The 20,789-nt window shown below is 30.9% G+C and carries 16 protein-coding genes; 5 read left to right on the top strand and 11 right to left on the bottom strand.

Translation table 11 applies throughout. The features are described 5' to 3' along the window. Window positions 1-117 precede the first annotated feature (117 nt). On the top strand, window positions 118-789 hold the full coding sequence (locus Q4Q40_RS00885; protein WP_303299784.1) for a DUF3298 and DUF4163 domain-containing protein: 672 nt from the start codon (window positions 118-120) through the stop codon (window positions 787-789). Here Q4Q40_RS00885 and Q4Q40_RS00880 read toward each other — a convergent pair. After that, complete coding sequence (locus tag Q4Q40_RS00880) at window positions 769-1,233, bottom strand: DinB family protein (RefSeq protein ID WP_303299783.1); 465 nt, start codon at window positions 1,231-1,233, stop codon at window positions 769-771. The two genes, Q4Q40_RS00885 and Q4Q40_RS00880, sit on opposite strands and share 21 nt — an antisense overlap. Window positions 1,234-1,396: 163 nt before the next feature. Here Q4Q40_RS00880 and Q4Q40_RS00875 point away from each other — a divergent pair, with 163 nt between their 5' ends. Continuing rightward, complete coding sequence (locus Q4Q40_RS00875; RefSeq protein ID WP_303299782.1) at window positions 1,397-1,753, top strand: arsenate reductase family protein; 357 nt, start codon at window positions 1,397-1,399, stop codon at window positions 1,751-1,753. Between the two features lie 130 nt (window positions 1,754-1,883). On the opposite strand, the gene Q4Q40_RS00870 is transcribed toward Q4Q40_RS00875, so the two are convergent. The 6 genes from Q4Q40_RS00870 to Q4Q40_RS00845 form a co-directional block, all read right to left on the bottom strand. Next, window positions 1,884-2,246 carry a hypothetical protein gene (locus Q4Q40_RS00870; protein WP_303299781.1) on the bottom strand — a complete coding sequence of 121 codons (363 nt, stop codon included), beginning with the start codon at window positions 2,244-2,246 and terminating at the stop codon, window positions 1,884-1,886. 5 nt (window positions 2,247-2,251) lie between these two features. Then, window positions 2,252-2,605, bottom strand: coding sequence for a DUF6686 family protein (locus tag Q4Q40_RS00865; RefSeq protein WP_303299780.1), 354 nt, complete (start codon window positions 2,603-2,605; stop codon window positions 2,252-2,254). A gap of 178 nt (window positions 2,606-2,783) precedes the next feature. Beyond that, the gene (locus tag Q4Q40_RS00860; protein ID WP_303299779.1) at window positions 2,784-4,976 is read right to left on the bottom strand and encodes a PepSY domain-containing protein; all 2,193 of its coding nucleotides are present in this window, start codon (window positions 4,974-4,976) and stop codon (window positions 2,784-2,786) included. Between the two features lie 12 nt (window positions 4,977-4,988). Further along, window positions 4,989-5,453 (bottom strand): DUF2271 domain-containing protein, encoded by a 465-nt coding sequence (locus Q4Q40_RS00855; protein ID WP_425555889.1) that lies wholly within the window; start codon window positions 5,451-5,453, stop codon window positions 4,989-4,991. Between the two features lie 37 nt (window positions 5,454-5,490). After that, window positions 5,491-6,981: an ankyrin repeat domain-containing protein gene (locus tag Q4Q40_RS00850; RefSeq protein WP_303299778.1), complete on the bottom strand. Its 1,491-nt coding sequence runs from the start codon at window positions 6,979-6,981 to the stop codon at window positions 5,491-5,493. Between the two features lie 42 nt (window positions 6,982-7,023). Next, the gene (locus Q4Q40_RS00845) at window positions 7,024-7,929 is read right to left on the bottom strand and encodes a DUF6607 family protein (RefSeq protein WP_303299777.1); all 906 of its coding nucleotides are present in this window, start codon (window positions 7,927-7,929) and stop codon (window positions 7,024-7,026) included. 94 nt (window positions 7,930-8,023) lie between these two features. Between Q4Q40_RS00845 and Q4Q40_RS00840 the strand changes: the two genes are divergently transcribed. Genes Q4Q40_RS00840 through Q4Q40_RS00830 form a run of 3 tightly spaced genes read left to right on the top strand, consistent with a single transcriptional unit; the run spans window position 8,024 to window position 12,853 of the window. Beyond that, entirely contained in the window at window positions 8,024-10,165 is a 2,142-nt protein-coding gene (locus Q4Q40_RS00840) for a TonB-dependent receptor plug domain-containing protein (RefSeq protein WP_303299776.1), read from the top strand. Beyond that, window positions 10,166-11,563 carry an HmuY family protein gene (locus tag Q4Q40_RS00835; protein WP_303299775.1) on the top strand — a complete coding sequence of 466 codons (1,398 nt, stop codon included), beginning with the start codon at window positions 10,166-10,168 and terminating at the stop codon, window positions 11,561-11,563. It abuts the gene before it with no gap. 30 nt (window positions 11,564-11,593) lie between these two features. After that, window positions 11,594-12,853, top strand: a complete 1,260-nt coding sequence (locus Q4Q40_RS00830) for a T9SS type A sorting domain-containing protein (protein ID WP_303299774.1) — start codon at window positions 11,594-11,596, stop codon at window positions 12,851-12,853. Window positions 12,854-13,291: 438 nt separating this feature from the next. Here the strand turns inward: Q4Q40_RS00830 and Q4Q40_RS00825 are convergent, their stop codons facing one another. The 4 genes from Q4Q40_RS00825 to Q4Q40_RS00810 all read right to left on the bottom strand — a co-directional run bounded on the left by Q4Q40_RS00825 (window position 13,292) and on the right by Q4Q40_RS00810 (window position 20,652). Then, entirely contained in the window at window positions 13,292-15,079 is a 1,788-nt protein-coding gene (locus Q4Q40_RS00825; protein ID WP_303299773.1) for a YCF48-related protein, read from the bottom strand. Between the two features lie 211 nt (window positions 15,080-15,290). Further along, a complete protein-coding gene (locus tag Q4Q40_RS00820) occupies window positions 15,291-16,616 on the bottom strand; it encodes a helix-turn-helix transcriptional regulator (RefSeq protein WP_303299772.1) in 1,326 nt (441 codons plus the stop codon). Between the two features lie 63 nt (window positions 16,617-16,679). Further along, window positions 16,680-17,795 carry a metallophosphoesterase gene (locus Q4Q40_RS00815; protein WP_303299771.1) on the bottom strand — a complete coding sequence of 372 codons (1,116 nt, stop codon included), beginning with the start codon at window positions 17,793-17,795 and terminating at the stop codon, window positions 16,680-16,682. A 1-nt stretch (window position 17,796) separates the two neighbouring features. Beyond that, window positions 17,797-20,652, bottom strand: a complete 2,856-nt coding sequence (locus tag Q4Q40_RS00810) for a TonB-dependent receptor (RefSeq protein ID WP_303299770.1) — start codon at window positions 20,650-20,652, stop codon at window positions 17,797-17,799. Between the last annotated feature and the right edge of the window lie 137 nt (window positions 20,653-20,789).

Genomic DNA, 20,789 nt, shown 5'->3' with positions numbered 1-20,789 from the left:
AAGGTAAGTTTTAATTCGGTGTATTCAAATGCTATAATTATCTTTAATGCTGATTGTTATCTCTAGTATATGTTACACCATAAACACCTTTTAATTATATGTTCCCTTTTCATTTTTATGGCTTGTAAAGATGAAGTACAACTGTCATTTTCAGAAATCAATGTTTCAACTAGCAACAACAAGCTTGTTGAAGTAAACATTCAGAATGCTAGTGGTAACGAAAACGTTACTAAGCAAATAAACTCAATAATAACAAAAAATATAATAGCGTCATTACACATTGGAGATTCAGATGGTATCACTTCAAAATCTATTGAAGAAAGTATTACTTTATTTAATAATGAATTTCAAACATTTAAAACTGACTTTCCTAAAACTTTAGAACAATGGGAAGCACAAATTGATGGAGAGGTTATATATCAATCACCAGACATTATAAGTATTGCCATTACATCCTATGTTAATACAGGTGGTGCACACGGAACATTAAATATTTCTTTCTTAAATTTTGAAACTGAAACAGGGAATCTAATCCCTAATAATAAGTTATTTAAAGACCTTAAAGGCTTTAAAAAAGTAGCTAAAATTCATTTTGATGAAGCTGTAAAAAACAAAGACGCTGTATTAGATATTGCCACCTTCAAATTACCAGCTAATATAGCTTACAATGAAGTGGGTGTTATTTTACTTTACAACACTTATGAAATAGCACCATATGCCACAGACATTATTGAGTTTACAATCCCTTTTGAAGCCGTTAGCTCGCTTTTATATTTTAATAGCTTTTAAAAGCGCTAAAATATATCCAATATGTAATCCTTCGTGAAAAAACGCAAATTGCAATGCATCATCTACATTGGTTAAAGTATTACCAGTTGTAGAAACAGTATATTCATTATAACTTTTAAAGATTTTATTTTTATAATCTGCTTCTGTTTTTTCTATAGTGGCAAACAATAACTCCTTTATTTCATTAACCTCTTCTTCTGTTACTGAACCTTCTGGCTTACTGTTTTTTATATATTTATCAATCATTTCATTAGATAGCATAGTTGGTAACCCTGAGAGTTTATAAACTAAAAGTTGCTCACTCACTATAATATGACCGATATTCCAAATAATATTATTGTTAAATGTTTCTGGTATTTTATTTAAATCTTCTAAACTTGTTTTCTCTATAATATTTTTAAGAGAATTTCTTGTATTGGATAATACTTCGAATATAAATGTCATGCCGTTTATTTTTTGGATAAATATAGTTTTAAATGATATAATTCTTTTTATTTTGCTGAAAATAATTTTAGAAAATAAAACGATCCATAATTTAAGATATTATCACACAAAGGCATATCTATATGGATCTTACATTTAACAGCTAAAGAACAAATACAAACACATGAAAAAAGTATATTATTTAAAAACTTGTAGTACTTGTATTAGAATTTTAAAAGATTTAAATCTGCCTTCTGAATTTGTTTTACAAAATATTAAGACAGAGGAAATAACAGTGAAGCAATTGGAACAGATGAAAGAGCTCTCGGGGAGTTATGAGTCACTTTTTAGTAAACGTTCTAAGCTTTACAAAGAAATGGATTTAAAAAACCAATCATTAGAAGAGCGCGACTTTAAGAATTATATACTGGAACACTACACTTTTTTAAGCAGACCTGTTATAATAAATGGGAATCAGATTTTTATTGGTAATTCTAAAAACACTGTTGAAGCAGCAAAGGAAGCTATTCATTCTAAATAAACCCACAATAAGTCTGGACTAATAAACATTTGTAAAAATGAATTCCTATAAAATTCGTGTCAAAAGTTTTTAGAAACTGAAAGCAATACGCATAGTTTTAACTCCTTTGAGATTAATAAAAGGAAAATATTTAATTATAGCTTATTTTTTGTTTTCCCAAAAATCTATCCAACCCTAATTGAAATAAAGTGTTACAAACTAAATCTTGCATTTTTTCTAATTCTACGTAACTAATTGCAAAACTCACTTGCGGATTAGGGCCTTCTAAAAGAAACAATTCTAAAGGATCATACGCTTTGTTATTTTTACTTGGGTCTGCTCTTTCTAATGCTAATTCAACATTCTTTGAAAATTGAATTAGCTCGTTTTGTTTTAGAAATAATCTTATATTCTCAAACACTAATTGAACTTTATTAAAATCTTCTACAGCACACCTTTTCCATCTAAAAGTTATACCGAAATCATTGTAGCAAATAATGCTGATATCTTTCATAATAATTAGTTTAAAATTAAAGCATAGTCAATATCTTTTGTGTTTAACAAAGTTGTAAAGACATCTGCCGTCTTTGTAAAAAGTGTTTGTAATTCTTTTATTTCTTCTCGTTTAAACATTAAAACCAAATTTTGTTGCATAGACGGGATGGGTATTTTTCTTTTAACTTTTGCATCCGCATATTTATGCTCCCAATAGTCCATCTCAATATCTAGAATGTAGGATCTAAATTGTTCAAATTCTCGTTGGTTTAATTCAAGGTATATATTATTGAATTCAAGATGATACATATAACACTCACAACATATAGCCAACTCGCCACTTTTTACTTTTGATATAGTTTTTATACTATTACACATACGTTTTCTATTTAGTGTCTGGATGTAAACAGACTATTTTTATAATTTGAATTATTTTTGATATCATTTTTAGTTACTTTTTATAAGTTGATGCCTTAGCGTTAGTCAATTAAAAACAAATAAAAAGAGTGCGAAAAGAAACATATTTAATAGTGCTGTGTTTCCAACCAGACACTATTTAGTAACAATCTGTTTTAATCTGACTCAAGTTTAAAGGTCTATTTAATTTAGATGCTGAAATATTTTTTAATATTTCCAAAACACCATTTTGCATAGCTATTGAGCCGCAAATCATAATAACGCCTTTATTTGTTAATACGCGAGATATTAGATCGCTCTTCTCCATAATTGAATTTTGAACATATTTTTTTTGACTTTCTTCATTTGAAAAACTAATGTAAAGCCCCGATAGTTTTTTGTTATAAAAAGCTTTATCAATTTGTTCTGAATACATTTTATAAGAATCTTTTGTGCGTCCTCCCCAAAATAAATATGACTTTACAGGCTCAGGATTTTTATTGTTAATCATTCCTAAAAACGGAGCAATTCCTGTTCCGTTGGATATCATTACAACCTCTTTTGCTGAAGTAGGAAAATGAAATTCTTTATTCGGCTTTATATTTGCTAATACCATATCGTTTTCTTTAAGTTCACTAAAATAATTTGAGCATATTCCGAACAGATGTTTCTTAATACTTAAAACAATGTTCTTATTTACCTTACCAATAGAGTATAGGCGTTCTATTTGCTCATTTTTTGGATAAACACTAAGCAGGTCTCCTGAGGTGAATTTTAATTTTTGGGTAGGTTCCAATTCAAGTAAAAAAGAATTATCAGAATTAATTACAGATCTACGAACCACTCTAAATAATTTTGAGTTTTCAGTGTTAGCTGTGTTTATATGTTTTTCAATTTTTAGATCTAATCCTTTGCTTTTACTCCATGAGGCAACCCAATCACTAAAAACATTAAAAGATTGATTATTTATTTTATGAAGCGATAAATTTGGAATAAATTTTTGATGCAATTGTAACAAAGAATCAACTACAATGGCATAGTTACAAAACCCTTTATAAGCTAAAGAGCCAAAGCCAACAACAGAATATTGAAGTGTATTTTGTTGAGGAATATGATCAATCAATTTTTTAAAATTCTTTGCATTTGCAGGTGCTTCGCCATCACCATACGTAGATGTAAATACAACCAGGTGCTCTGCTTTTTTATAACTCGAATACTTATTTAATTCTGAAACAAAAACCGATTTACCTTGTGCCATTAGTGCTTTGTACAGTGTTTTCGCAAAACCAAAGGTGCTTCCTGTTTCCGAGCCAACTAGAATAATATATTCAGCAGTATCTTTATTAAACTTGTTTTTAATTTTTATGCTATTATTTCTCCTATTTAGTGTCATTGCAAACCCCGAATACATAAAAAATAAGATAGCAATACAGGTTAATAGTAAAACAACAGACCACATTATGGTACCTTGGCCTGTATGTAATACCATACTCCAACTTGAAGCCAAAGCAACCAAACCTTGTTTTTTTTCACTTACTATATTTCCATTATATTGATTTACGAATAACTCTTTATCATGTAACTTTAAAACAAAATGATCTTCCATAGCATCAGAAAAAGGAAATTCAACACGCCGAATGTCATTTAAAGTAAGTGTTTTAAAAAGAGTAAAATCCTGAATCTTTGTTTTAGGAATGTCAGCTCCAAATTCTTCAATTAAAACATGTGATCTTTTTTCAGATGGTATTAATGAGAATCTTTCTAAGGATAAATAAACCCCTGAGAAGGTCACAATAACAATAGGAATTAAAGTATATCTTCCTATAATTATATGGTAATACTGTTTAAAGTCTTCTTTAATTATTTTTGAAAAAAATTGTTTTACTCCTCCTTGTCGTTTTATAATTAAAAGCACACCTGTAATTCCCATTAAAAAGAGTAAAAAGGATACAAAACCAACAATAACTCGCCCTGTAGACTTTAAAAATAACGATCTATGTAAATTGGTAGCAAACTTAAAAACGGGTGCTTTTTCAATAATATCTCCTATTTTTTTAGCGGTAAACGGATTTATATAAAAAGTATCGCTTTTCCCTTCATTTGTAAAAACCGAAGCTACCACAAAATCATTTTTATCTGTTTCTATACTTATCACCTCATCATACTCCGCTTTTAGATTTTCTATGGTTTTAGAAAGTGAAAGCGTATTAGCATTTTTTACAGCATAAGGTTGTAGCTTATTTGAAATAGGTTCAAACGCTAAAACAGCACCTGTTAAGGCAGCTAATAATATGAATATTGAAGAAAATATAGCCAATGTAAGATGGCTATATCTCCATATAGAAATGGTCATTATATTGAGGGTTTATTGCGGCATCATACGTACATAACGTATAAAACCATGTCCTTCTACTTTACTTTTTACAGATTCTGAGGTCAATTCGAACTCAACATCATCTTTGTAATACTCTTGATCTTCGACTGCCGATTCAAAACGGATTTTGTAGCCTTTATCTATTTTGTTATCATCTATTTGAATTATACTTATGGCTCGCCCGCCACCACCTATTGTTGCACCCGTTATAGCATCAATATTGGTTCGTACTTTTCCTTGAAATTTCCACCATTCAGTAATATCAAAATACCACTCATCATCATCACCTTGTACGTATAAAGTTTTTTCATAGTCCCCGTTTGGGTTTAATAGTGAAATGCTTATGTAAGCACCTTCCCCCGAATAGTTAGTCATTTGAATCATGCATTTATAGGATGATGTATTTACAGGTTCATTTACAAATCCAAATAAAACAAATATGCTTACCGCTAGCATAGGAGCCATTTTAAAAGCTAATGTATTTCTCATCATATTATTTTAGAAAATTGATATCTATATTGTTTTTGCGTAGCAATTCGTTTTCTTTAGCTAGATCATAAACAGACTCATCAAAATCAGTTTTAATGTCTTTATTAGCACCTATAGCTAGTAAATATTTTAAAGTTTTAGAATGCTTAGCCTTCATAGCTTCTAAATGTAAAGCTGTTAAACCATCATTATTTTTAGCATTTACATCAACCCCTAGCGTGTTTACATATTTTAGCAATTCTAAATTATTTGTATTTACAGCCAAGTGAAATAAAGTACTTCCGTCTTTTTGAACCGTTTTAATATTAAGACCGTTTCTCGATAACGCTTTTATTTTTTGGTTGAATGCTTCTTGATTTTCCTCACTAAAAGATTTAATTAGGTAGTAAACAAGATTATTTCCTTTGGTATCAACAACATGGACGTCTGCTCCTTTTTTAATCAAAAAGCTAACGATTTTTGGGGAATTACTTATAGCTTTTGTTAAAGCAGACTGTCCGTTGTTATTGACATGACTAACATTTTTTGTGTTTAAAGCAAGTTTTGTAATGATTTCTAATGAATTTCTACCAGATGCATTAATGAGTGCTGTATTTCCTTTTTTGTCAACCTGATTTGCATCAACCCCCTTACTTAAAAAGTAATTGAATGTGCCTAAGTCTTTATTTCCATAAGCCAGATTATGAAGTGGTGTAACACCATCTTTATTTGTAATATTAGGAGTAACTCTCAAACTTTCCAGATATTTAAAAAACGCTAGTGAATTATACCCGCTTCTCGAACCTCGGGTTGCTAACAACATGGCATTGCCCCCATTGTTATTTAGCTTATTATAAGGCGTCCCTTTTTCTATTATTTTTTCAAGCATGGCTTTATTTCCTGCTTTAGCCGTATAATTGAATACTCCATTACCATCTTTATCCTGGCTATCTATACCCAACCCTTTTTTCGTAAAATAGTCAACTATTTCAAAATTTTTAAGGTGAGGTATTAATAGTAACAAGGCATTAGCGCCATCTTCATTTTTATCAGTAGTAATGTCTATCCCATTTTCAATACACAAATCATAAATATCTAGGTTCGTTATACCTGCAACCGCTGCGAATGTTAAAACAGAAAAATGATGTGAATCTTTTAAATCCATTCTGGCATTTTTAGATATTAAATATGTCATTAACTCAAAATTACCTTTATATGCAGCCCAAAATATATAGGTTCGTTTGTCGTGCGTTAATTTATTAACATCGTTCCCTTTTTTAGAAAGTAAATACTTTATAACCTCATTAGGTGTTTTAGCTAAAATGGCATACACAACAGCATCAAACCCGTAAGGATTTAATGTTGTAGCGTTATTACCTTCTAATATTTTTTGTTCTATGGAGGCTACTGTTGGATTTGTTTTCCAGAAATCTCTATTCCAAAAAATATTTTCTGTTTGTGCTTGTAAAACAGTTACAAACAGGAGGTATATTGCAAGAAATTTAATTGTTTTCATATGTTTTTCATTTCTAAAATTTGATTGATTACTTTTTGGAATCTATTTAATTACAAAAGATTCTATAACTTTATTGATGTCATCAGCTTTCTTGTAATCATCAGAAAACAGATATTTATAAAGTTGTTTGTTTTCAACCTTAGGTTCTAATGTCAAGTTTTTATTTCTGTTATAAACCTCAGACCATTTGGCACGAACTAAAGCCCATTTTTCTTGATGTTCTTTCCACCAATTTGCTGCAACTTCACATTTACTATCATCTACTTTTACATAAGTATTATAACCCTTTTCTTTTGCTAAGATTACATCTGGCTTTCCTTCCTCTCGAATCACTTTAGCATTATCTTGATCGTGTACCCAACCATTATTAGTAATCTCATGGCGATTTCCTCTAACAGTTATATTGTAATCGCTTCGTTTAGTATATTCACGTCTTGGTAAAGGGGCATCGGTTATATTTTCCCAATAACTTTTACCATCTACATGCACCCAAGTTGCAGTGCCTTCATATCTTGGACTGTCGTCAACCTGATATACTTTTTGAGTCCATTGCCCTTTAACTTCAGGTTTGGGCTTAGAAACATATTTCCATTTGTTGTTGCCATTAAACATGTAAAAATTAGTATTCTCATAAAGCCAATCCTGTCTCCAATGCTTTACAATGTGTGGCTTAGACGGATTTCCTACTTGAAGAATGTGTTGTATAGAAACTTTATTTTTATCGTCCTCAACCAACTGTGCCCACTCCAAACCTTTATCTGTTTTTGTTATAGATGGCTTATAAAGAGAGTCTTTGCTGTAATTAAAAGTTTCTGCAAAATTAAAGGTCACCTCGTAGCATCCACACATTTTTTTAATGGCTTTTGCATCTTTTTTTTTCTTGTTTTGAGCATTTCCATGTATTGAAAATGTTAAAATCAACAGTAATAAAATAGTTAATCGTTTCATTTTTAGAGTTTTATATTTAGTTGTTTAAAATTTATCTGTTCTTATTTAGACTGAATTAAAATAAGATATATATTTGTAGCAAATTTAATTAAGAATGATTCTAAATAAAAACTATTTCTTCATTTATTTTTCAATTCTTTTTTCTTGCCTGATATTTTCTCAAGAAACTACTAAAGATTCTTTAACCGTTGAAAGGCTTGAACAAGTGATTATTACAGGTCAATACAACCTGCAATCTGTAAATAAATCTGTTTTTGAAGTAAAAGTTATTAATAGAAAAGAAATTGAAAACCGTGCCGTAAATAACTTAGCCGACCTTTTAAATCAAAGTCTCAACATAAATATTACACCAAATACTTCTACTGGCAAGTCTGGTGTGAGTCTTTTTGGTTTAGATGCGCAATACTTTAAAATACTGATTGATAATATTCCAGTTATTAATGAAGAAGGTGTAGGCAATAATGTTGATTTAACACTTATAAACCTTGATGATGTACAACAAATTGAAATTATTGAAGGTGCCATGGGTGTACAGTATGGAGCCAATGCCATATCAGGGGTTATAAACATCATCACTAAAAAATCTTCTAAATATAAAACACAAATAAATGCCTTTGTACAAGAAGAAACTGTGGGTACTGAATATGAATGGTTTGATAAAGGCAGACACATACAATCTCTTAAAGTAGGGCATAATTTTACCAATGAAATTTATGGAACGGTCTCGTATTTAAGGAACGATTTTGCAGGTTTTTGGGATAATAAACAAGGCAAAGTTTATGATATAGATGATGGTTTACGGGGGCATGTATGGTTGCCAAAAGCCCAACAAAACATAAAAATTTTATTGAACCACAAAAAAGGCAAGCATAATGTATTTTACAAATTCGATTATTTAAACGAGCGCATTAATAGATACGATACTATTGTTGATTTAAACCATAATTCATCGACCGACACTAACGACCCTTTGGGCTCAGATAGACTATTTAAAAACAACAGGTTCATACATCATTTAAACGCCACAGGATATTTAGGTGTGCAAGTTCGTTATAATGTCTCTGCCTCATATCAAGAACAAACTAAAGATTTAGAAACCTATACCTATCGCATAAGAAAAGACGAAAAAACAAATATTGAAGAATCTGAATATTTATCAAGACGTGCTTTTTTATCCAGAGGAACATTTAGCAATTTAATTTATACTAATAAATTTAATCTTCAAGCGGGTTATGAGCTTACAAACGAAAGTGGTTTTGGTTCGCCATTGGCAATTACTGTAAGTCCTGATGATGAAAATACAGTAAAACAACGTTTAGATAGTTATGATGTATTTGCTTCATCAGAAATCACAATATCAGATAAACTATCATTAAGACCAGGGGTTCGTGTGTCTTTCACTAACCTGTTTGAAAATCAGTATGCATTTTCATTAAGTTCTAAATTCAATTTAAAGAACAATTGGCAATTAAAAGGTGTTGTAGGTTCTGCAAATAGAACGCCAAATTACAATGAGCTTTACAGCAGATTAGTTGATATAAATCATAATGTTCAAGGAAATCCAAATCTAAATCCAGAACAAGGTTTTTCTGCATTTGTTCATTTAAAGAAAAAATACACTTTAGCAAATGATAAGATAAAGGCAAAAAGTAGAATAAGTGGCTCTTATATTAATGTAAAAAACCGTATTGAACTCATTATTGTAAACATTAGTCCTAGAGAGGATAAATATAATAATATTGACACTTACAAATCTTTTGGAGTGTTTTCAGAAAATGCATTTCAGTATAATCAATTTAGATTTCAATTAGGAGCATCCTTACTTGGTATTTCAAAAGTATTAAACAGTGAAACCAATTCTGAAGATGACTTTCTTCTAAATTTCCAACTAAACAGTAATATCAATTATACCATCCCAAATTGGAATACCACTTTCGCTCTCAATTTTAAGCATGTGGGTAAAGAACAACAGTTCGTTCAAAAAACAAATGAAGAAGGCAATCAAGAATTTCAAAGGGGTGTAACAGATGCTTTTAGCTGGTTTGATTTAACTCTAAGAAAAACATTCTTAGATAAAAGAATAGAAACAAGTATAGGCATAAGAAATTTATTGGATGTTACTTCTGTTAATACAACTGCCTTTTCTGGCGGCGCTCATAATGGGCCTCCTACCAATTTACTTTTAGGTTACGGAAGGTCTTATTTTTTAAAACTGACCTATAATTTAAACTTATAAATGATGAAAATAAAACATACTATCATACTTTTTAGTGCATTTATAATACTATTTAATTCTTGTAGTGAAGATGAAATTTTAATAAGCGACCCTTTTGTTGTTGCTTTTGAAAGTTTATCTAAAAACTTAATGGATATTGAAAATGAGACTTCAATTGATTTGGTTTATTCTGAAATGGCATTAGAAAATGGTTCGGTTTCCATTCAAATAAAATCTGAAAATGCGATTTATGGTCAAGATTTTAAAACTGTTCCAGAAGCTATAGGTAATATAATTACACTTCCAATCTTAAATGGAGAACTGCAAAACGCTATTACATTTCTAAAATTAAACGCAAATTTATTTGAAACTACAAATATTGAATTTGGTATTACATCTATAGATTATATAAATTCTAACATTCAAGGCTATAGTAATTTTTTAATTAATTCATCTGCCGCAAGAGGTACTAGTATTCAAGTTGAAGTTGGTGGACCAAATCAAGGCAATCAAGTATTTGTGGATTTAAGCATGCAAACTACATCATTTGCAAAAAGAGACTCTTGGGATTTAGGCTTTTACAATGGTAATGACTTTAGAGTAGCTATAAATGGGTCTATTTACATGGCCACTAAAGCTCTAGATGTTTATAATATTAATGAGGTTACAGAAACCAGTGTAGAAAGTTTAAAAACCGAGGTAGCTGTAGGAACTTTTAACCCTGATAATGTTGCTTATATTGATGCCCCAAATGGCAATATTTTAGAAACCGCTATTGCTGAAATTTCAGATAATGATAATGAAAACCCAGTATATCTTGTAAATCTTGGGTATGAAGTTGGTACATCTACACCAACTATAGGTAGTGCTGCTATTGCTGGAAATCACAGAGGTTGGAAAAAAATTAGAATCTTAAAAGATGGAGACAATTACGTATTGCAATATGCCAATTTAGATGATACTACATATCAAGAAAAAACCATTACAAAAAACACTAATTATAATTTCAATCATTTCAGTTTTAACTCAAATAGTCTGGTAAATATAGAACCAGAAAAAGAAAAATGGGACATTAGTTTTACAGTATTTACCAATTTTATTGATGGCGCAGGGAGCTATGGTTTTTCAGATTATGTTACCCAAAACAGAAAAGCAAATACGCAAACCTATCAAGTAGATACAAGTGCTTTTGATTATGATGATTTTTCTCTTGATAATGTAAACGCATCTAATTTCTCATTAGATCAAACTACAATTGGAAGCAATTGGCGTGATGTATTTAGCCGAAGTACATTTTCTGACAGGTTTTATATCCTTAAAGATCCAAACGGAAATATTTACAAAATAAAATTTTTAGCCATAACAAATGATAATGGTGAACGCGGTTATCCAGAATTTGAATACAAACTTTTACAATAATTATTTATAAATTTTTTAATCCAAAATACAATGAAAACAAAATTACATTTATTAATCGCTTTTATGCTAACCGTATCTATAGTTTATGCACAAGAAACAACAGCAAATATTAGTATGGGCACAGGTTATGCTAATGATGTATTTTACAAATTAAGTAATGGAGCTACCAATACGTATTCAAGAAATGATTGGGATATTGCTTTTTTAAGAACCGACGCAAGGTCTTTTTCGTTAAGAGCTAATGGTGGTGCTGGAATTCAAGTATTTGATGTATCAAATGACCCAGCTGACTGGAATTCTGTTGATGTAACAAATGGAAATGGCTGGACCAAATTGCAAAATGATGAAACTAGCTGGGATACTGGCGCTTTCGATACAGGTTCGGCAGATGGTGCTTATCCTTATGGTTGGGGTAATTATAGCTTTGCTGATCATCATATTACTGGAGATGTCGTGTTTGTTTTAAAATATCTGGATGGAACTTACATTAAATTCTTTTGTGAAGATTATTTTAATGGTTACACTTTTAAATATTCTAGTTGGAGTGGGACTACCTGGAGCGCAGATACTACAGTAATTATTCCGAATTCAGATAACGCAAACAATAAATTTAATTATTATTCATTAAAGAATAATCAAGCTGTTGTTGTAGAACCAGGAATAGGAAATTGGGATTTAAAATTCACAAGATATACTACAGATATTCATGGCGATGGTTCTTTATACTACCTAGTTACAGGTGTGTTACACAGTGATGAAGTTTCTGTTGCCCAAAACGAAGAATCTTCTGGCATGCCAACAAATCCAAGTTTAACCTATTCTGATGAAATCAATACTATTGGTCACGATTGGAAAACCTTTAACACCATTGATTACGATGTAGATCAAACCCAAGCGTTTTATGTGAAATATGAAGATGGTACTATTTACAGATTATATTTTACAGATTTTTCAGGAAGTACCTCTGGAGATTTAACATTCAAATTTGAAAATGTAACAGCTTCATTAAGTATTGATGATGTGTCTGATGCTGTGTCTTTTGGAATTTATCCTAACCCTTCAACAGATAAACAAATTAATTTAATTTATGATATAAATAAATTAGATGCTGCCAATAATCAAGTTTCTATTTACTCAATAACAGGACAAAAAGTGTTTCATAATTCATTAAATAAAAATTCAGGCTTTCATAATAAAAACCTTGATTTATCATCTTTATCAAATGGCATTTATCTTTTAAAGTTTAGTTCTGGTAACTATTCTGTAACTAAAAGATTGGTTTTGAATTAAAATATAAAAGAAAGTAATCTATTTTTACTTGTAGAGGCTGTCTTGACTTTTCATACAGCCTCTTTTTTCTTAGTATCATTGATTCTTTAAAGAGAAAACATTTAATATGTTTTCTAAAACTCCGAAACTGTTTTAATTGAAGTAAAAACAGTTATTCTATGGTCAATTAAAGTCTTGAATGCCCAATACAGAAGTGTCAAAAATATAGAATTCTTCTTCTTCAGATTAACTAGACTTTTGCTTAAATACAACTTTTGTGCATGATTAAAAATAGACCCACTAAAAAGCCACATTCTATCTCTAAAATGTGGCTTCCATTAGTTTTCATAGCTTACTCGACACAGCACTCTTCAAAGGCGTAGCGCTAGTGTATACGAGGACTACAGGGTATCAAAAAAATGATTTAGCACTTATTAATAAGCATGTAGATTTATAGTGTTACCTAAGTATAGTTGCCAAATCACTAACGGCAATAACTTTTGTCCCATCTGGTGAAGCTCCAACGCCATCAAAGTTTTCAGCTGTAAAAGTAGATACTGAAGCAGTAAAAGATGCTCCACCATCAACACTTCTAACTATTCCGCCATCATCTCCTACAGCAATTATTAATTGATCGTTAACGATTACTAAATCATTTAAATCATCAGAATAAGTGCCAGAAATTGCTGCTGAGTTCCAAGTAGCTCCTCCGTCTGTGGTTTTGTATATTGTTAGCCCTTCTCCAGTTAACCAACCGTTCATACTATCTGAGAACCTAATTCTCTTTAAATCAATTCCAGCAGTTTGCAAATCAGTTATTGTTTGGTCGGTCCAGGTATTACCACCGTCAGTTGTACTTATAACTGTACCAAGTTCTCCAACAGCCCATCCATTATTCGCATCCATAAAATAAATATTATCAAAATCTATAGTGTTATAAAGACCACCAGCTTGGAGAGACCAATTAGCACCTCCATCAGTTGTTTTTAAGATAATTCCATTATCTCCAGAAGCCCAACCTGTATTGGCATCAACAAATGACAGGGCTCCTATGTATGTTCCATTAGCTATGCCTCCTACATCTACCCAACTATTCCAAGAATTTCCACCATCTGTTGTAGAATGAATGGTTCCATCTCTTTGCCCAATCCAACCAGTCATTTCATTAATCCAAAAAGAATCCCATAAAGTTTCGGCTAATGGTGTCGTTATCGACGTCCAAGTTGCACCAGCATCGGTAGATTTTATTAAAATTCCATCTTCTCCAGTGATGTATACAACTGAATTATCTACCCAAAACACTCTAGTAAAATCTGCACCAGAATCCACGCCAGGTATAGTAAGTAACTCTGTAAAACCAAATAAAATTGTAAAATCAGGACCAGTTGCGGTTTCACTATTAACAGTCACACTTATAGGTCCAGTTGTAGCTCCATCAGGCACAATAACTGTTAACGCATTTGATGTAGCGACCGAAATAGTGGCATCTACACCATTAAAAGACACTTGGTTTTCTGAAATTACTTCGCTGAAATTTGTTCCAAAAATGGTGATTTCTGCACCTATGCTTTCTGCTGGTGGATTATATGATGTTACAGTTACTGCAACAATATCAGTGACTTCAAAGTCTACTGTAGTTTCTTGATTTATACTTGCAACGGTTAATGTTACTGTTATTGGTCCAACTGAAATATTTTCTGGTACAATAACTTCTATTTCAGTTGATGAAGCAGATACAATAGTTGCGGCTTCTGTACCAAATAAAATGGTATTATCATCTATTGTATCGCCAAAATCTACACCAGAGATTGTTACGGTATCACCTCTGTTAGCTGCAGGTGGGTTTATAGATGTTATAGTTAAATTAGGAATGTCTATATTTAATATATTACTTGTTCCTGTTTTACCGCCTGCTGTTACTGTAACAGGGCCAGATATTGCATCAATAGGAACAATAACTGTTAGCACATTAGCTTGTGCTTCTAATACTTCTGCAACCGCGTCTATAGTATATGACGTTCCATTTAATGCACTTGAAAAGCTTACTTTATTTTCAGATATATTTTGCTTAAAATTGCCTCCTATCAGATTAATTGTATCACCTAGAGTAATTGCATCGGGAGCAAAATCTAATATAACAGGTATTGGGACAAAATCATTATTGTCGTCTGAACAAGAAAACAAAATTGAAGCAAAAAGGAACACTCCTATTGCTATAAACCCTAATTGTATTTTATTACTTTTCATATTGTATTGATTTTTAGTGAGTCAATTACAAATGTCGAACTAAATGCAAATAACAAGGTTGCAATATGGGTTATATAACTCCTATCAGTTTTTATTTTAGTACTATTAAGCTACTCGTCTTATAAAATTATGTAAATAAAACAGGATTATATAAAGAATTTTATTTTAAAACCTATAAGAAACACCTTTTATGTATCGGTACATTAGTGGCTTAATAGTTTAGTAAATAGCTTTTTAAATCTTCAGATTCATCAAGCTGCATTTTCTTTTTTATCCTATATCTTGAAGCTTGTACAGATTTTGGACTCACATGAAGGTACTTTGCTATTTCTTTAGTTGAAAGATGCAGTTTTATCAAACTACAATGCCTTAGTTCGCTCTGTGCTAATGAAGGATATTCTTTGTTTAAGCGATCAAAAAAACCTGAGTGCACTAAATTAAAATGTCTTTGTAATTCTAACCACTCATCTTCTTGATTTAAATTCTGATCGATCATTTTGTTTAAGGTTTTTAAACCAGATATCACATTTTTATTATCAAGGGTTTCATTCTTTTTTATGATTGCGTTTAAATCTTCGTGTATGAGTTCTAATTGTTGTTTACTTTGAATATTAGTTAAAGACAGGTTTAATAATTCTTTCTCTTTAAGCATGACTGATTCTTTTAAATCTCGGATATTGTCTTTAGCTTTAATTTTATCTTTAATTAATAATATTATAAATATAGCTCCAATTAGCAATACTACTATGGCAATAATAAGTATGATATCTATTATAGTTTTTCTTGTTTTTAAGCTATTTAGTTCTTTATCCTGTTTTTCAATCTCAATTTTATAATTGAGGTCTTTTATTTCATTTTTAAGTTCTATATTTTGGTTGTCTTGATTGGATAAAAACGCTTTTAAATAACTTATATCATTGGTTCCAGATAATTCTAAATCAAAAACACAATCTGATGTCCTTCCTTTTATTTGATGAATTTCTACTGCAATAATATTTATGCCATTTAAGAAATTATTTGGAAATAAAACTTTATTATGAAATTCATGCTCACTACTTCCTTCTACCCTTTCTGCTGCTTTTGTTGTATTCTCTATTTTATTAATATTAGGCATGTTAGTTCGCCACACTTCTTTACCATTAAGGTATACAATAGCACCATCATCTCTTCTTATATTTAGATTATAAGCATAAAAATCTGATGCCCTTTCTATGAAAAATGTTTTATGATAATAAGACGTAAGCGTTTTATTTACAGAGTCTTTCCCAAAGCCTATAATGGTACCTAAATCGTCCATACTATAACCTAACGGTGCTTTACCCGTTTTCCAGTCGGATACTGGAAGAAATTGTTGTTCGATCCAATCTTTATTATCTAAATAATTTTCATCGTGATAACTCCACTCATCTCCTTTACTTATGATATTTTGTTTAATATCTTTTTGTTCTTGAGCATATAATTGGCTTGTATGACATAGGGTTAAATAGAGTGTAAAGAAAGTTAGGCTAAATATTAATTTAAAGAGAGAATTAATCATTTAGAATGACATTGAGTTAGGAACTAAAGATAAAAAATAATTAAAGAACCCTCATGATCATTATTAAAATAATTTTTCATGATTGTTATTTTCATCAACAATGTAAAAAATATTATTCTCCTTCAATAAAACCTTTACTACACCATCTCTAGAGTTTCTAGGATGTTTTAAATCAATAGCAATGATTCTATTTTTAAAGAACGTTTTAATTTTATTTTGTACCGTATGACCTACCACAATGGTTTCTGAATTAAAGTGCTCAAGAATCTTTGAGATTCCTTTATTTCCTATATCATTTTTAAAATACCCCCGGTACCATAATGGGCCCCTCTTGGTGTCAAATACTAATGAAGATTCTCGTATTTCTTTTCTATTAGGGTTGCCATAATATTTTTTCGCAATACTATTAATGTCATCCAAAGTGTATTTTTCGTTTATGATATCTATACTTATACCTGCATGAACATAAAGGGTTGATCCAATTTTCACAACTGTGTTTTTAGTTCTTAACCATTGTCCTAATTCTGTATTGTTCCCAAACATTTCTTTATAAGGCAATTTCAATTTTTTGGAAAGGTCCAGATACTTATCCTTAACGTATTTTGTGCTACCTCTTAAATTCATATTTTCATGATTTCCCATGACGAAGTGCACTTTTCCTCCATTTAACTCAGCTTGACGTTCTAATTCATAAATAAGCCATAAGCACTGTGTTACATTGTTACCTCTGTCAAAAATATCGCCAACAAATACCAAATGACCTTCTCCAAAAATCCATTCGTAGTTGTTGTTCATTATTTTAGCACCAATCAATATTTTTTTAAAAGCATAAAAATTACCTTCTATATCAGATATGGCAACAAGTTTTTTAGGCTCTGGATATATCGATTTTTGCTTTACAAATTGTGCTTGCGTTTGTACTTTGAAGGAGTCCTTTTCATTAGATGAAAAAGGTACAACTGTAAAAGATAGCACTTCATTTTTTTTTAGATTTTGAACTTGTCTAAACTGAATATCAAAATCTTTATTGAGAGAGTCCTTAGGTACAACATTAACAATGTTTATTGTATTAATGCTATCGTTCTTATAAAACAAATACGGGCCATCGGTAGTTTGTGCTATAGCTATCGAGCTCACAAAAAACAAGACTATGAGGCTATTAAGTATTTTCTTTTTCATTTTAAAATTTGTAATTAAATCCAAGTACATATTGAGCGCCATAATATTCTTCTCTTTGTAAAATTTGTCTTTCCCCAACATATTCTCGTAGGGCTTGATTGGTTAGATTTTTTGCTTCTAAAAAAATATTTAAATTGGAGTTTATACTGTAACTGGCATTAAGGTCTAAAAACGACTTTTTATCCTCATATTCATCTTGTATCGCAATAATACCATAGCTATCAATAAATTCGGAGGTTGAGTTGTATGAAGCTGTTACTTCAACCTTTTTAGCCTTGTAACTTAAAGACACATTATAAGTAAAATCTGCTGTGTCTGCTAAATTCCTCTTTTCGTTGCCTCTTAAATTTGTACTTACTGTATTACTTAAACTCGTCGTGAAGTTTGATAATTCAGAATCCAACAAGGTAACATTACCATAAAAGTTTAAATTTCTAAAATGCCAAGGCAGGAAATCCAAGCCTCTTTGAAAAACCAATTCTACACCTGTTATTTTGCCTGTGCCAAGGTTTTGGAATTGTCTAATATCAAGCACTCTTCCATCTATGAGTGTTTCAAATGAACTAACTGACCCAATAAAATTGTTAAGTTCTTTATGAAAAATACCTACTGATACAAGCCCAGCTTTTCTCAAATAAAGCTCTAAACTAAAATCGAAATTATCGGAAATACGAGGTTTTAAATCGGGGTTTCCTAATCTTAAAACTGTATTATCGGTAATATCGTCTGCATCTCCACCAGTAAACCCGACTCTTGGTAAAAGTCTTGTGTAAGTAGGTCTATTTAGTGTTTTTGCATAAGCTAAACGCGCAATTAAATTGGATTTTATTTTATACTTAAAATCTATACTTGGTAACAGATTATCATACTCTATATTAACATTGTTTGGGGTAATAATATCTTCTACTTCATTATAGACATAAGCGTTGTAATCTCCTTGAGTAAGTTCCCAACGAAAACCACCTCTCACAGAGAAATTTTCAGAAAATTCATATTTGCCCTGAATATATGCAGCAGAACGTTTTTCTACAACATCGTAACTGTTATTAAAATTATACTCAAAATCTTCTGTTGTTGTAAACAATAATGGGTTATTAATATCTAAGCTTCCTACAAACTCTCTACTTGGAGAATCAAATGTTTCATAGCTACTTAACTCACTACTATTCGTATGATAGTTTTCTTTCTCTATGTCATTAAACGCATTTATATTTCCTGTTATTGGTTCAATATCAAAATTTCTGTTATCTTCTGAATGTCCGTTTCTTCGGTATCTAGCACCAGTTTTTAAATACCCATTTTTAAATGGGATTTTAAGTGTTACACTACCTTTGAAAGCATCATCATCAAGGTTCTGAAATGTCTCAGAGATACTTCCTAAAACAGCATCGTCATTAAAGTTTTCAATATCTGAAGTAACCCTTGGGCGATTAGGGTTTCGTGCATCGATGAATAATGTAGATTCTCCTTCTACAACACGATAATCTATAGACCGCCTTGTTCTTCTTTTTTTGGCTTTAGAATAAGACAAACTCCAATCTGCTTCAACAGATCCAATAACATGTTCTCCATAAAGTTTGTTATTAAAAACATTTTTTCGATCTAAGCGATAATTATTAGGTTTGCCTTCACTGGTTCCACCTCTTGTATCTGTTCGAACAAGTCCTTCTGAGATGGCTATACCATCTGGAGTAAATTCTTGAGGAAAATCAATACTAGTATACCTTGTTCGGTATCTGTTTTCAAAATCATCTCTAAAAGACAGAGACGTTTTTAAACCAATTAATGAGTTTTTAGAAAACTCATAGTCTAAGCCTAAATTTAAGTTTTTTCTATCTCTTCTTACCCAATAGCGTCTTACTTCTAATTCATTTAAAAATCTTGTATCATCATTAGGATTATCAATTTCTCCAGTATCTGCAAAATCCCAATCTATTTCTATATTATTAGATTGGAATGATCTACTATCTGACGACCCATTAAAAGCGACTCCTAAACGTTCATTAAGGAACTTTTTTGAGAGACCAATAGCTGTATTGTAGTTTATTTTATCCCAAGTGGGCGTGATACTGTAATTTGATCTCAAACTAAATTTAAGATCTTTACTATATGCTGCTCTGGTTATTAAATTAACAACTCCGCCTGTTGCCTCCCCATCTAAATCTGCAGAAGCACTCTTAGTAACTTCAATATTTTGAATAACATCGGCTGGGATTAAATCAACTTCAACAGATCGGGAATTGAAAGAAGTCGCTGAAATTCTATCGCCATTTACCAATACTGTTGTCGACTCAGAACCTAATCCACGAACACTAACACTTCTGGCTTCACCTTGGTCTGTTTGTATCGAAATACCTGAAACTCTTTTTAATGCGTCACCAATATTAGAATCGGGAAACTTACTGGCCTGTTCCAATGAAATAACGTTTACAATATTATCAGAGTTTTTTTGAATATTTAATGATCTTACTTGTCCTTTTGATCTTGCATTTACAATAACATCGTCTAAACTTTCAACATCAGGTTGTAATGGTATTTTACCAATATCTGTTGTTGCTTTTTCGATTACAGTAATGGATATGCTTTTTTCTTTATATCCCAAATATTTTATAACTAAATTTTGGTTTCCTACTGGAATATTAGTGACAATAAATTTTCCGTCAAAATCGCTTGTTGCTCCTACAAACCCACTATTTATCTTAGTATAAATTTCTGCTCCTGGAAGTGGAATACCAGATTCGTCAACAACAACCCCCGATAGGTTACCATTTCCTCTTTGTTGAGCACTTGTTTTTAAAGTAAATAACAAGGCGAAAAAAATAAAAACTAGTGTTTTTAACGTATTATTAAACATCATGTATTAGGTTTTATAATATTAAAATATTCAGCGTAAATATAAATCTATGTGGTTTAATTTCATGGTTTTATGATGATAATCCTGCCTTCATAATTGATTCATATTTTAATTATCTAACTTACTTTAGAAACATATTT

It is taken from the genome of Flavivirga jejuensis, assembly GCF_030540765.1.
Taxonomy (GTDB): domain Bacteria; phylum Bacteroidota; class Bacteroidia; order Flavobacteriales; family Flavobacteriaceae; genus Flavivirga; species Flavivirga jejuensis.
Note: the sequence above shows the minus strand (reverse complement) of the source record. Positions and strands in the feature narration are given on the sequence as shown.